This is a genomic window from Methylococcus capsulatus str. Texas = ATCC 19069, from assembly GCF_000424685.1.
Lineage (GTDB): Bacteria > Pseudomonadota > Gammaproteobacteria > Methylococcales > Methylococcaceae > Methylococcus > Methylococcus capsulatus.
Map to the genome: position 1 here is coordinate 60,785 of NZ_KE384225.1, position 12,493 is coordinate 73,277.

General features: G+C 63.9%; 19 protein-coding genes, 1 tRNA gene and 1 pseudogene. 17 read left to right on the forward strand and 4 right to left on the reverse strand.

Annotated elements, in window-relative coordinates; all coding sequences use genetic code 11:
- Positions 1-126 precede the first annotated feature (126 nt).
- The 7 genes from H156_RS0115330 to H156_RS0115360 all read left to right on the forward strand — a co-directional run bounded on the left by H156_RS0115330 (position 127) and on the right by H156_RS0115360 (position 4,160).
- Positions 127-612, forward strand: a complete 486-nt coding sequence (locus tag H156_RS0115330; protein ID WP_161625755.1) for a DUF5063 domain-containing protein — start codon at positions 127-129, stop codon at positions 610-612.
- 93 nt (positions 613-705) lie between these two features.
- Positions 706-1,320 (forward strand): MotA/TolQ/ExbB proton channel family protein, encoded by a 615-nt coding sequence (locus tag H156_RS0115335; protein ID WP_010959975.1) that lies wholly within the window; start codon positions 706-708, stop codon positions 1,318-1,320.
- Positions 1,321-1,327: 7 nt separating this feature from the next.
- A complete protein-coding gene (locus H156_RS0115340; protein WP_010959976.1) occupies positions 1,328-1,753 on the forward strand; it encodes an ExbD/TolR family protein in 426 nt (141 codons plus the stop codon).
- On the forward strand, positions 1,750-2,760 hold the full coding sequence (gene lpxK, locus H156_RS0115345) for a tetraacyldisaccharide 4'-kinase (protein WP_010959977.1): 1,011 nt from the start codon (positions 1,750-1,752) through the stop codon (positions 2,758-2,760). Before H156_RS0115340 ends, lpxK begins: the two co-directional genes overlap by 4 nt.
- The gene (locus H156_RS0115350; RefSeq protein ID WP_010959978.1) at positions 2,741-2,953 is read left to right on the forward strand and encodes a Trm112 family protein; all 213 of its coding nucleotides are present in this window, start codon (positions 2,741-2,743) and stop codon (positions 2,951-2,953) included. The genes lpxK and H156_RS0115350 overlap by 20 nt, the downstream gene beginning before the upstream one ends.
- The gene (gene kdsB / locus H156_RS0115355; protein WP_017365040.1) at positions 2,953-3,726 is read left to right on the forward strand and encodes a 3-deoxy-manno-octulosonate cytidylyltransferase; all 774 of its coding nucleotides are present in this window, start codon (positions 2,953-2,955) and stop codon (positions 3,724-3,726) included. Before H156_RS0115350 ends, kdsB begins: the two co-directional genes overlap by 1 nt.
- 5 nt (positions 3,727-3,731) lie before the next feature.
- Positions 3,732-4,160 carry a YqaA family protein gene (locus H156_RS0115360; RefSeq protein ID WP_017365041.1) on the forward strand — a complete coding sequence of 143 codons (429 nt, stop codon included), beginning with the start codon at positions 3,732-3,734 and terminating at the stop codon, positions 4,158-4,160.
- A gap of 1 nt (position 4,161) precedes the next feature.
- Here H156_RS0115360 and H156_RS0115365 read toward each other — a convergent pair whose 3' ends face one another.
- Positions 4,162-5,001, reverse strand: a complete 840-nt coding sequence (locus tag H156_RS0115365) for a L,D-transpeptidase family protein (RefSeq protein WP_238536836.1) — start codon at positions 4,999-5,001, stop codon at positions 4,162-4,164.
- A 172-nt stretch (positions 5,002-5,173) separates the two neighbouring features.
- Between H156_RS0115365 and H156_RS0115370 the strand changes: the two genes are divergently transcribed.
- The 4 genes from H156_RS0115370 (at position 5,174) to H156_RS17140 (ending at position 7,602) form a co-directional block, all read left to right on the forward strand.
- Positions 5,174-5,878, forward strand: a complete 705-nt coding sequence (locus tag H156_RS0115370) for a lipid-binding SYLF domain-containing protein (protein WP_017365043.1) — start codon at positions 5,174-5,176, stop codon at positions 5,876-5,878.
- A 21-nt stretch (positions 5,879-5,899) separates the two neighbouring features.
- Positions 5,900-7,018: an alkene reductase gene (locus H156_RS0115375; protein WP_017365044.1), complete on the forward strand. Its 1,119-nt coding sequence runs from the start codon at positions 5,900-5,902 to the stop codon at positions 7,016-7,018.
- A gap of 162 nt (positions 7,019-7,180) precedes the next feature.
- Positions 7,181-7,267, forward strand: a tRNA-Leu gene (locus H156_RS0115380).
- Positions 7,268-7,431: 164 nt separating this feature from the next.
- On the forward strand, positions 7,432-7,602 hold the full coding sequence (locus H156_RS17140) for an Arm DNA-binding domain-containing protein (RefSeq protein WP_154656763.1): 171 nt from the start codon (positions 7,432-7,434) through the stop codon (positions 7,600-7,602).
- A gap of 590 nt (positions 7,603-8,192) precedes the next feature.
- On the opposite strand, the gene H156_RS17145 is transcribed toward H156_RS17140, so the two are convergent.
- Complete coding sequence (locus H156_RS17145; RefSeq protein WP_017364108.1) at positions 8,193-8,342, reverse strand: hypothetical protein; 150 nt, start codon at positions 8,340-8,342, stop codon at positions 8,193-8,195.
- 95 nt (positions 8,343-8,437) lie between these two features.
- Between H156_RS17145 and H156_RS0115400 the strand changes: the two genes are divergently transcribed.
- From H156_RS0115400 to H156_RS0115410, 3 genes are all read left to right on the forward strand, one after another.
- Positions 8,438-8,974 (forward strand): hypothetical protein, encoded by a 537-nt coding sequence (locus tag H156_RS0115400; RefSeq protein WP_017364109.1) that lies wholly within the window; start codon positions 8,438-8,440, stop codon positions 8,972-8,974.
- On the forward strand, positions 8,967-9,275 hold the full coding sequence (locus H156_RS0115405) for a hypothetical protein (protein WP_010959986.1): 309 nt from the start codon (positions 8,967-8,969) through the stop codon (positions 9,273-9,275). The genes H156_RS0115400 and H156_RS0115405 overlap by 8 nt, the downstream gene beginning before the upstream one ends.
- A gap of 146 nt (positions 9,276-9,421) precedes the next feature.
- On the forward strand, positions 9,422-9,646 hold the full coding sequence (locus H156_RS0115410) for a hypothetical protein (RefSeq protein WP_017364110.1): 225 nt from the start codon (positions 9,422-9,424) through the stop codon (positions 9,644-9,646).
- A gap of 93 nt (positions 9,647-9,739) precedes the next feature.
- Here H156_RS0115410 and H156_RS17275 read toward each other — a convergent pair whose 3' ends face one another.
- Positions 9,740-9,889, reverse strand: coding sequence for a hypothetical protein (locus H156_RS17275; protein WP_010959988.1), 150 nt, complete (start codon positions 9,887-9,889; stop codon positions 9,740-9,742).
- A gap of 176 nt (positions 9,890-10,065) precedes the next feature.
- Here H156_RS17275 and H156_RS0115420 point away from each other — a divergent pair, with 176 nt between their 5' ends.
- The 3 genes and pseudogenes from H156_RS0115420 to H156_RS17825 form a co-directional block, all read left to right on the forward strand.
- Positions 10,066-10,812: a potassium channel family protein gene (locus H156_RS0115420; RefSeq protein ID WP_017364111.1), complete on the forward strand. Its 747-nt coding sequence runs from the start codon at positions 10,066-10,068 to the stop codon at positions 10,810-10,812.
- A gap of 102 nt (positions 10,813-10,914) precedes the next feature.
- The gene (locus H156_RS0115430) at positions 10,915-11,166 is read left to right on the forward strand and encodes a hypothetical protein (protein ID WP_017364113.1); all 252 of its coding nucleotides are present in this window, start codon (positions 10,915-10,917) and stop codon (positions 11,164-11,166) included.
- 177 nt (positions 11,167-11,343) lie between these two features.
- Positions 11,344-11,547 (forward strand): annotated as a pseudogene (locus H156_RS17825) (transposase); the annotation flags it as partial.
- A gap of 216 nt (positions 11,548-11,763) precedes the next feature.
- Here the strand turns inward: H156_RS17825 and H156_RS17610 are convergent.
- Positions 11,764-12,405 (reverse strand): hypothetical protein, encoded by a 642-nt coding sequence (locus tag H156_RS17610; RefSeq protein WP_026597637.1) that lies wholly within the window; start codon positions 12,403-12,405, stop codon positions 11,764-11,766.
- Positions 12,406-12,493: the final 88 nt, after the last annotated feature.

Consider the following 12,493-nt stretch of genomic DNA (forward strand, 5'->3'; position numbering starts at 1 on the left):
CCTGATTTGCTGTCTACTCTTAACCGTAACGAGGTGCATCCGAAGGCGGTTTCGGAATGCAAGGCAAGCGATCGGCTCATCGGTACGGGAGTGAGGACTCGAATGAAAGGGTGTGCAACTAGCAGCGTGGCTACTTCGACCTCTTCTCCGGCACAATTTGCGAAAATTGCCGAAAAGTTCTGCCGGCTGGTGGAGGGTTTCGCCCGTTACGAACCGCAGGACTGGCTCGCGCTCATCGCCCGCGAACTGGGGCCGCTGGAAACGGCCGTGAGGGAATTGGCGGGTAGGGCGGGGATCGGCGACTACTCCATGCTGGCGGACATAGAGCAGCGGCATCGGATGTACGTGGAGCTCAAAACTTTCCTCGACGGCATGGACGACTACTGGACCGAGGCCGATCTCGAGGCCGGTGACGGTGTGATGACGGGTAGCTTGTCGGACAATGTCACGGAAATCTATTTCGCATTGAAGCGGGGGCTGGCCCACTGGAACAAAGGGCCGGCCGAAGCCGGCGCCGCGGTCGGTGAATGGCTCTCCGGTTTCGAGGTCAACTGGGGTTACCACCTGGCCAACCTCCGCTCCCAACTCAAGCACAAGGCCACCTTGCACTGACCCGTCCTGGGGCGCCGGGTTCGGTCCGCCGCGTCATCTTGCGGTAAAATCCTTCGGCATCGTAACTGGCGGACATATTCGGAGGGAGGTGGGGTGCTGGACATCATCAAGGGCGGCGGGCTGTTGATCTGGCCCATTCTGATCTGCTCCGTCGTCGCCCTCGCCATCATCCTCGAGCGTCTGTGGGCGCTGCGCACCAGCCGCATCCTGCCGGCTGAACTGGCATCGACGGTCTGGACGCTGTGGCGGAACGATCGGCTCGATGCCGGCAGTATCCGCCAGATTGCGCTGAATTCGCCGCTGGGCGCCGTCCTGGCGGCAGGGTTGGCCAACCACAAGCACGGGCGCGAGGTGATGCAGCGCTGCATCGAGCAGGCCGGCCGCCAGGTCGTCCACGCCATGGAACGTTATCTCAACACGCTCGGTACCATTGCTTCGATTTCTCCTTATCTGGGCCTCCTCGGTAGCGTGCTGGGGATGATGAAGGTGTTTGCCGGTTTTTCCGCCGCGCACGGCGCCGGAAATCCGGCCGTGCTGGCGGGCGGCCTGTCCGAAATCCTCATCACCACCGCCGCGGGGCTGGCCGTGGCCATTCCCAGCCTGATGTTCTACCGCTATTTCCGGGGGAGGGTGAATGAACTGTCCATGCGCCTGGAAGAGGAAGCGGTCCGCCTGATCGCCGTCTTACACGGTGAACGTGAAGAATGAGTGCGCCATGAATTTCCGCCCCCAGAACCGGGACGAGCCGGAATTGAACCTGATTCCGATGATCGACGTGCTGATCGTCCTGATGATCTTCCTGGTGATGACGACCACCTTCAGCCGGGAAACCGGACTCGAACTGCGGTTGCCCAAGGCGCAGGCCGTCCCTCAAGAAGAAGTGCCCAAGGGTGTGGACGTCGCCGTCGACGCCGAGGGGCGGTTCGCGGTGAACGGCACGCCGCTGCAGGACAACCGCCTCGAAGCACTGCGCGAGGCGATGAAGGCGGCGGCCGGCGGGCAGCAGGACCCGCTGGTGATCGTCCGGGCCGACAGGGCCACGCAGCACCAGCATGTCATCACCGTCCTGGAAGCCGCCGGCCAGCTGGGCTTCGGCCATATCGGCTTTGCCGCCGAGGCCGCTCCCGAGGGCAAACCTTGAGCCGGTCCAACGGGGTGATCGACGCTTGGCTGCAGCGACAGTGGTATGCGGAGGCGCAGCCGCCATGGGGTTTGCGCGCGCTGAGCCGGGGGTTCGGAGCTGCCGTCGCGCTCCGCCGCGGGTATTACCGCCGGAACGCGAAGGTCTCTCTCGGCGTTCCCGTCATCGTCGTCGGCAACCTCAGCGTGGGCGGTACCGGCAAGACGCCGCTGGTGATCGCTCTGGTGGAGCTGTTGCGACAGCACGGATGGTCGCCCGGCGTGGTCAGCCGCGGCTACCGCGGTTCCGCTAGGGCGCCGCTTGAAGTCTTCTGCGGCAGCGATCCCGCCGAGGTCGGCGACGAGCCCTTGCTGATCCGGCAGCGCACCGGGGGGCCGGTGTTCGTTTCGCCGAGACGTGTGGAGGCGGCCCGGGCCGTGCTCGCAGCCGGCGCGGACGTCGTCGTTTCCGACGACGGCCTGCAGCACTACGCCCTGCCGCGGGACGTCGAGATCGCCGTGGTCGACGGTGTCCGCCGGTATGGCAACGGCCGGCTGCTGCCGGCGGGGCCGTTGCGGGAGCCGGTCGAGCGGCTGGCAAGCGTGGACTTCGTGGTCTGCAATGGCGGCGAGCCGGGGCCCGGTGAATCGGTCATGACACTGGAAGGTAGGACGGCGGTGCGTCTCGCCGACGGCGAGCGGCGTCCCTTGGCCGCTTTCGCGGGACAGCGGATCGTCGCCATGGCGGGCATAGGCCATCCTGCGCGTTTTTTTTCGCACCTGGCCGCCTTGGGCCTGAACTTCGAGCCCGTGGCATGGCCCGATCATCATGCCTATTCGCCCGACGATTTCCGGTCCGTTCCGGAAGACACGCCGGTGCTGATCACCGAGAAGGATGCCGTGAAGTGCCGCCGGCTGGACGATCCCCGAATCTGGTACATTCCCGTCTCCGCCCGGCTCGATCCGGCCTTCGCGCCCCGATTACTGAACATCCTCGAGAGGTTTCGACATGGACAAACGACTGCTTGAAATCCTGGTCTGCCCTGTGTGCAAGGGCGGGCTGATCTATCTCCGCGAGCAGCAGGAACTGGTCTGCCTGGCGGACAAGCTGGCCTATCCCATCCGCGACGACATTCCGGTGATGCTGGACAGCGAGGCGAGGAGGCTCAGCCTCGAGGAGTACGACGCGCTTCGTCAACGGCGGGCTGCCCCGGTGGCCTGATGCCGGCGGATTTCACCATCGTCATTCCGGCGCGCTACGGTTCGACCCGGCTGCCCGGCAAGCCTCTGTTGGAACTCGGCGGCAAGCCGATGATCGCGCACGTCTGCGAGCGGGCGCTCGAAGCCGGTGCGGCGGAGGTCGTGGTGGCGACCGACGACGCGCGCATCGCCGAGGCGGTGGACGGCCTGCCGGTCACCGCGATGCTGACCCGGACCGAACATGCCAGCGGCACCGAGCGCCTGGCCGAGGTGGCCGAGCGCCGGGCCTGGAGCGACGATACCCTCGTGGTCAACCTGCAGGGTGACGAGCCTTTCATGGACGCCGCCCTGCTGCGCGCCCTGGCAGAGGCGCTGGGGCGGCGCGAAGACTGCCGGGTGGCGACCCTGGCCGCGCCGATCCACCGGCCCGAGGAAATCTTCGATCCCAACGTGGTCAAGGTGGTCACCGACGGTGAGAACCGGGCGCTGTATTTCAGCCGCGCTGCCGTGCCTTGGGACCGCGAGTCCTTCGCCGAAGGAGCGGGGGTGCCGATGCCGGGCATGCCTTATCGCCGCCATATCGGTGTCTATGCCTACACCGCGTCCTATCTGCGTCGCTACGTGGACTTGGAGCCGTCGCCGCTGGAGCACGTCGAGCGCCTGGAGCAACTGCGCATCCTCTGGCACGGTGACCGCATCCTGGTGGTGCCGGTGGAGGGCGCGCCTGCACCGGGTGTGGATACGGCCGCCGATCTCGAGCGGGCCCGGCGCCATCTGTCCGGCCGGGCGCCGTAACCGCGATGGACGCGTCGGCAGGCTTGTGGGGCTTGTTCGCCAGCGCTTTCGTCTCGGCGACCCTTGCCCCGGGGGGGTCGGAGGCGGTGCTGGCCTATCTGGTGCACACCGGCTATGCGTTGCCGACCGAACTCGTGGCGGTGGCCAGCGTGGGCAATACCCTGGGAGCGATGACGACCTGGGGGATGGGCTGGCTGTGGGCGCGCCGCCGCCCGCTGGAGGTCGAGGCGATCGAGAATCCGCGCCAGCGGCGCGCGGTCGCATCACTCAAGCGCTGGGGCGCCGGGATGCTGCTGGTCTCCTGGATACCGGTGCTCGGCGACGGCTTCTGCTTCGCCGCCGGCTGGCTGCGGCTGTCGCTGGTCCTGTCCGTGGCCTACATCGCCATCGGCAAGGCCATGCGCTACGCCGTGGTGGCGTGGCTGGCGGGCTGAGTTAGCGCTGGTATGGCGGCGAGTAGGGGCGGCTGCTCGAGACCCTGAGCGGCCGCGACAGCGACAGGATCTCGTCGGCGATGGTCGCGTAGAGTTCCCGCGTCCATTCCGGCTGGCCGGCAGCGGTCTGCTCCAGCGGCCAGGTCCTGGGATCGTGCGGGGCGATTACCACCTTCACGTTTTCCTTGCCCACCTGCGCCGTCAGTACGAACAGCTCTTCGATGGCCTCGTCGCCCATGGCCAGACATCCCGCCGACACCGCCCGGCCGTGGATGAAGATGTCAGACCCCGGCTGGGTGCGGCCTTCGAGCTGGGCATGATACAGGTCGAAATCGTTCGGGTAGTTCAGCTTCATCGACAGGTGATAGTTGCTGTTCGGATTCAGTCCCACGATCCGGTAAACGCCCTCCGGCACCTGCTTGTCGCCCTGGCGCAGCTTGGGCCCCGCCGAGCCGCTGGCGGCCTGGATGTCGTAATGGCGGATCAGCCGGTAGTCGCTGCCGTCGCGGGCCCACAGTTCGAGCTTCTTCTCCTGTTTCAGACCGACCAGTACCACTTCCCGTGGCGGAAAGGCCACACCGGCCCGTTCGAAATAGGGTTTGAGTTTCTGGACCGAATACGGGCCGAAATCGCGCAGCACGTCCGACACCGTGCGCTGATCAGAGCCGCCGAAGAACGGTGGCAGGTAGCCGGGCCGGCGGAATGCAGGCTTGGGAAGAGAGGTGCGTTCCGGCGCCGCGCCCGCGAGGCTCTGTTTCCGGCCCTGTTGGTTCGGGCCGGCACAGGCCGTCAGGAGCAGGGCAATGACGGGAAGAAGCGAGAGAACGGCTTTCGATGTCATGATCGTCACCTCGGCACGACAGTTTCCGGCAGCACACATTATGGCGACGTCGGAGCCTCCCCGCCAGTTGCCGCAACGCCCATCGGCGACTGCGGAAATCATTTCCAGGCATACGTATTGCCTGGATCAGGCGTAAACTTTCGTTGCCTACCAACCCACGGATCTCTCCACCATGGCCAGTTTTTTCCGCAGATACCTTTTGTTGAATTGCATTGCGTCGCTGGCGGTTTTGCTCGCCACCCCTTTGGCCTGGGCTGACGACCGCGACAAGGCCAACGACCTCCTGCGCGATGCCACCATCACCTTCAACGAATTCGTGGCCGATCCCAACATGGGCTGGTTCCGTGACAACGTGAAGGACGCCAGGGCCGTGGTGATCGCGCCACAGGTGCTGAAACTGGGTTTCATTTTCGGAGGCTCCGGCGGCAACGCCGTGGTGCTGGCCAAGGACAAGCAGACCGGCGAGTGGGGATACCCGGCGTTCTACACCGCCGGGGCTGTGACCGCCGGCCTGCAGATCGGCGGCGAGCTGACCGATGTGATCATGATGGTGATGACGGAGAGCGGCATGAATGCGCTGCTCAGCTCCAAGTTCCAGCTCGGGGCGGATGCTAGTATCGCCGCGGGCCCCGTCGGCACCGGCAGCCAGGTGGCGACCGTGGACATCCTGCAGTTCAGTCGGGCCAAGGGGATTTACGGTGGGCTGACGCTGGAAGGGGCGGTGATCACCCCGCGGGAGGACCTCAACGCCGCCTTTTACGGCCGGATCGTGGACCCGGTGGACATCCTCATCCGGCATACCGTGACCAATCCTCTGGCGGATCGGCTGAGAGCGGCGGTCGCCAAGGCGACGCTTTCCAGACCCGTCCTCCATTGATCTCACCAGGAGCCTTGCATCATGACGAATCCCTTGTTCCAGCCCTTCCGGCTCGGCCCGCACACGTTGAAGAACCGCATGGTGATGGCGCCACTCACCCGCTCGCGTGCCGGGCAGCCCGGCAATGTGCCTACGGCGCTGAACGCCGAATACTACCGGCAACGGGCCAGCGCCGGACTGATCATCTCGGAGGCCACACAGGTTTCCCCCCAGGGCCAGGGTTATGCGTGGACTCCGGGTATCCATTCTGCCGAACAGGTGGCAGGCTGGCGGCTCGTCGCCGATGCCGTCCACGGCGCCGGCGGCCTGATGTTCATGCAGCTCTGGCATGTCGGCCGCGTCTCCCATCCGGCGTTGCAGCCAGGCGGCGCACTGCCTGTGGCACCGTCCGCGATCGCGCCCACCGGCATGGCCTTCATCGTTAACGCCGAAGGCCAGGGCGAGCTGGTGCCTTTCGTCACCCCGCGGGCCTTGGAACTCGACGAGATACCTGGCATCGTCGGCCAGTACCGCGATGGCGCACGCAATGCCATGGCCGCCGGCATGGACGGCGTCGAAGTCCATGCCGCCAATGGCTATCTGCTCGATCAATTCCTGAATTCCAGCTCCAATCACCGTCGAGATGCCTATGGCGGCTCCCCGGAAAACCGGGCGCGTCTCCTGATGGAGGTCCTGGAGGCGGTATGCGGCGTCTGGGGCGCGGACCGGGTGGGTGTGCGGCTGTCGCCACTGGGCACGTTCAACGACATGGGCGATGCCGATCCGGAAGCGACGTTCGGCTACGTGGCCGAGCGCCTGAACGATTTCGGACTCGCCTATCTGCACGTGGTGGAACCCTTCATGGCCGGAAACGCGCCCGCCGCAACCCCGGACCCGCGAGGTGAGGCCATCATGGCGATGATCCGGAAGAGCTTTCGTGGACCACTGATCGTCTGCGGCGGCTACGACCAGGCCAAGGCCGTCGCCTGCCTCGAGGCCGGTCGGGCCGACCTCGTCGCCTTCGGTCGGCTGTTCATCGCCAATCCCGACCTGCCCGAACGTTTCAGGCGAGGCGCCGCTCTGAATGGCTGGAACGAAGCCACCTTCTACGGTGGAGGCGCGGAAGGCTACACTGATTATCCGTCATTGACGGATGCCTGACGGGCGCTGTCGCCTTCGATCAAAGGCCCGAGCGGGTGGGTTGCCGTTTTGTCCCGGTCTTGCCCAATCGGTCTCGGGGTGCGGGCAATCCGGAAAGAAGCATGGTTCTGCCGTGGCTGCTGGCACCGGGACGGGGTTTTATTTATACTTGGCAGCCCGATTGCCGGGATGGCGAAACTGGTAGACGCGCCAGACTCAAAATCTGGTAGTGGAAACACTGTGTCGGTTCGATTCCGACTCCCGGCACCACCGATTCGTTCGCAGAAGTCCGCTAAAGTCCACGCAGCCCGCACCTCGCGGGCTTTTTCATGCCTTGCGTCGTCCGCCAACGTCCGCAGAAATCCGCTAGAAGCGCCGGTAGCGTATGTCAGCAGAATTGGCGGTAACTTGATTCCTCTGGGGGCGTTACCGTCATGGCGCTTACCGACGCAGCCGTCCGCAACGCAAAGCGCAGCGGCGGCAAGGCTTGCGGGCTTTCCGACGAAAAAGGGCTGTACCTCATTGTCACCGTCAAAGGTGGTAAGTGGTGGCGGCTCGATTGCCGTCACGACGGCAAGCGCAAGACCCTGTCCTTAGGAACCTAGACGGAGCACAAGGAAGTCGAGCGAAGCGAGCGAGTGCGACGTCCCCGCGAAGCCATAGGCCCGGATGTTTTGCCGGAATCCGCGGCTTCATCGCGGGTGGAGACGAAACATAAGGGATCCGACAAGGCGACGAGTCATTGGGGGCGCCTTGTCGGAGTGCATCGCGGAGAGGCGGACGGATCCGGGGCGGACGCAGGACGGCGCGGGCCGCCGAAGGCAAGGACGTCGCCAGTTTTTTGCTCCCGAGGGGGACGGGGATGTCCCGTCGGGTTTCGCAAAAAATGGCGATGCTCCAGAGTAGCGACGGCCACGGCTTCATGGAGATACGGCGTTGCCCAAGGCGCAGCCGGCACCCTGTAATTCCCGACCGACACCGTTTCGCCTGGCTTCCACCTCGCCCCCATCTTCGGCGCGACAGCGACCAGGCAATGCTCGGTGACCGAGCCGCAATCGATCGAAAACCCGCCAGCGATCACGTCCGCCATACCGGCCAGGACCCCGTTGTCGATGCGGTGGGCGTAGGCGACCCAGTCGGTGGGGTCTAGCGATTCGGTGAGGGTGCCATCGATGCTGGTCATCCGCCACCTCGCTTACGCCGGCTGGTTCATGCCGAATGCCCAGGTCGGCACGGTGATGAGATTGCCAGTCTGGATCACCTGGTCGCTGATTTCGTCCGTCACGACCAGCACCTTGCCGTTCGTGTCGTCGAGCAAGGCGATGTGGAGGTCGAGCGCGGCCATTACGGGGTCTGGAACTACCCCTGGCGGATGTTCATGGGGCCAAGGCCGGCATCGACCGTGACGCGGCCGGGCTGCCCGATACCATCGAACAGGCCATGGTGCGCTGGGACGACGCCGCGCTGAAGTTCGTCGGCACCTCGCCCGTGATCACCCGCGTGGCCGAAGCCATCACCGCCGCGATCGATACCGCTGCCAGCAACATCGACACGATCGCCACGGGGGTCGAGATCGCGGGATCCATCCTGGTGGCGGTGCTGGCGGGCAAAGGCGCGGCTGCCGTGGCGGCCTTCGTCGGGAGCCAGGCGCGGGGGGCTTGCGCGATTGCTGCGGGCCATCGGCGGCTACGCTGGGTGTTTCGTCGCGCAACGCTTTTGGAGTTGAAGCTCTCACCGCTGGACCATACTTTTCATTTATGCCGCTGCGCCGTTTGCCAATGTGGAGGAAAGCCGACAGATGGTGGTTCATTGGGGTATTTCGGTGGGCCGGGCGACATACGGGGACCCGCTGAAAACGGCCATTCAGGCCGGTTTGCCGCTTGGACGGATTTTTGCTTGGCTCATATTTGGGGCCTGCCGGCCCCTTCAATGAACCTGCAACAGCCTGGTCCGAACGGAGCCATACGCCATGAATGAAAATACCGCAAGCATGGCCGAAATTCTCGCTGATCTGCTGAAATTGTCCTCTGATGCGATGGCCAATGTTTCAGAGCGGGAGCAGCTCAGCATCGCGGTGGAGTCATTGGTGATGTCCACCGAACATGCCAGACGCGCCCGCGATCAGATCGCCATCGCCCTGCTGGAACTGGAGGAATACCGTCGCCAGAACCGCAGGCTGGTCGAGACCTGCCGGAAGTGGGAGGCCATAGCCAATGACCTGCTGGCGCGGTTGGTCATGGTGACGCGGCCACCCGAACATTCCAGGCGGATGCATTGAGGCAGGGGGCCAGCCGACCCCCGGGGTTTTCTGCCGATGGGGCGAGCCGCAGCGGCCGAGGGTCGATTTGTTGCCACGCCATAGCGCAATAGGGGTGGCTCGGACGGGCACTTTCCGGGGTGGTTGTGATTCTGAGGGGGAGTCATATGAAGGCGGAGCAATTTCTGCTTGCACTGGGTCTGGTCGAGGAGGGGGGCGTCTGGCGGCGCAAGACGGATGGTGGGATGGTCGGCGAGAATTCCGAAGCGGCGCTGATCGCGATGAAGGGAGACATTCTTCGCATGGCGTTCGAACCCGGCATCGACGAACCCCTCTCCATGAAGCAGGCGATGGAGGCATTGCGGTTGCTCTCGGCGCTGGAAAAGCGGTAAATCCGACAGCGCGTCCCGGTGCCTTTCCCTTGCTGCGCGGAAGCCCGGCGGGGGCTGTATGCATCTCTCCCGGGCTGTCATGTCGTGACGTGCTTACCGCCGGTACAGCCGCATGAAGGAGGACGCGGCATAGATCATCACGGCGAAGAGAACCCATTCTTCGAGAGACACCGACGTCGGGTCATCGTCTACCAGTACGATGCCGGCGAGAGCGGCGGTTACGATGACGGCGTAATTGAACATCGGCGCACCTGATCGGCTTCAAGACAAGGGGAGATGACAATCTACCGCATTTGTCCCTTTTTGTTACAGGCGGCTGGTCGGGGCGCTTTTTCTTCGGTGTATCATTCGCGTGACCGCCTGTTTGCCAAAGGCCATGGAGCCCGCGCCAGGCGGTTTTCTCAGGAAGAACCTCAAAGATGATGCCGGCCAATCTTCGCAGCACACTGTCCCGCCATGTTCGGCTTCCCCCTTTGCATGCGGGACGACGGCTGAAGCTGAAGCGAAACAATTTCGGGTTCCTGTTGACCGGACTGGTAACGACCCTGATCACCGGGCCTTTGTTGCGGGAATTTTCGGTCCTGGCAAAGGACCAGGAATTTCTGGTCTGGCTGATGGAGTCGGTGTTCAGCCTGATGGTTCTGATCGGCGTCTGGAGTCTTCAGGAAAATAGGCGGGTCTTTCGCTTGGGGCTGCTGCTCGGCATGCTCAGTCTGTTGTTTCCGGTGCTCGCCTGGGATTCCCGTTCCGTCCTGCTGGGCGTCCTGGAGGTGTTGGTCTTCTTGCTGTTCTGTGTGCTGAGCTGCTATCTGGCGGCCCAACACGTGTTTCGCGGGAAAGAGGCCGACATCAACCGGTTGTCCGGTTCCGTATGTGTTTTCCTGCTGATCGGGTTCATCTGGGGTTTCCTTTACATCCTCTTGACCATGCTGCGGCCCGGAGCTTTCCAGGGGCTCGACGCCGGCGAGTCCATGCACGTGCGGGCTGACGAGTTGCTGTATTTCAGCTTTGCCACTCTGACCACGCTGGGTTATGGCGACATCACACCAGTAACCCCGCTGGCCCGGACTCTGAGCATCCTCGAAGTCGTCTGCGGGCAGTTTTACCTGACGATTCTGGTGGCCAGTCTCGTCGGGAATTTTCTTGCCGGAAGGATGCAGCGTTAGCCGGGCTCGGGTCCGGTGTCGGGCCAGACTTTCAGCAGGGTATGGCTCACGGCCAGGAGAGTCGAACCGGCGAAGATGCCGATGAAGCCCCAGGCCAGCATCATGCCCATTCGCATAGACGGCGAATACCCGCGGCGGCGCCCGATGACGCCGGCAGGGGAACAAAATCCGGTCCAGGTCGAGCAATCGCTCGACGACGCCTGTCCGTCGATCGGGGGCCGCGCCAAGGCAGCGGGTGCCGTCATGCACCGGGGTGACGGAACGGCGGTTCCGGCGCGTGGCCTGTCGATGGTTTCGGCGATCAGCAACCAAGGACTGGTGCGCTTCGAGTGCACCGAATCATCGACAGCCTGAAGGTGCACCATCCCAAACGCGCGACCGCTGGGTTGGCCGAGCATAGGGAGCAGATCGAAGTCTTCCATCTCCCGCGTAACCGCCCTGGATCGATCCCAATGGACGCCCGAGCCGGGACTTCCAAACCGAACCGCGATCATCTGACCCCGCCACCGGCGTTGGTGCGTAAATCCGCGGATGCAGCCATTCCGTGCGGTCCCTCCAGCAGGAAGAGAGAGTAGCGCGTGTCGAAGCCGGGGTTGCCGGCGAGGCGATGTGACGGTGTGGTTCGCGGAAGACTTCTTGCGTCATCACTGGCACGGGAAAGCCACTGGCGACCGAGGGGAGCCGTTGGAATATCCGGATGCGGCGGTTCAAACCCTGCTGATGCGCCTGGTGGGCATGGCTTTGCCGGTTCAGGATCATTCCAAATGTCGCGGCGCGCGAAGCGCCTGGAGGTGGTCGTTCCGCGGCGGGAACGGCCGGTGCCTTGGGTGGTGTCTTCCTGGGGAAAGCAGGGATAGGAAGGTATTGCCATTGATTGATTCATGCACCAATGCCCGGGAGACACTCTCCTATTTTGGGAGATCCTGGATGCCGCGATCGAGGATGCCAGCCTCATTTCAACGCCTTTGCCACGTCTCCGCTCACCAATACCCCGATCTTGCTTTTGAACGCATCCTCGACGGCATAGTAGGCGTGTCCGCGTGGGTTGATGAAGCTGAAGCCGAGATTGTCTTCACCCTTGATCTTGTTGGAGGCCGTGATCTTTCCGTCTGCGTCGAACACGTCCACCGCCACGTCGTAGACGAGATTCGTGCTCATGTAGGTGTCCGTCTGCCAGTCGCGCAGGGTGAATACCATGCACGTTCCTGCGCCTCTAACCTTGGCATCGCGGACGATTTCCGCCATCGACGCAGTCGGCGCAATGGATAGCGCAATCGCCTTGCCTCCGTCCCGCTCGATCGCTCCCGCCACGGCGGTCGCCATGTCGTCCGCCATCGGTCTCTCCGACTCCGTGGTGACACTGTAGGGGATGCCGAGCGAGGACCGAAGAACCCCCACGTAATCGGGAGGCTTCTTTTGGCTCACGATCGCAGGGCGTCGATCTTGGAAGCCGACCGCCACCACGATCTTGGGGTTCGTCCGAATGGTAGGCTCGGCTTCGGCGTAGTTGAATTGGTACCCGATCGCGCAGCCGTGCAGGGCGACTGCCGAGATCAGAATCACAGGAATGACCCTGGCCGCATTCCGCATCATTCATTTCCTCCTGTTTCGCAAGCGTATCCGTATTTCAACCCAGAGTCCCGGCTATTTAGCCGGGAGATACCCGCGGTCCTCACCCTGC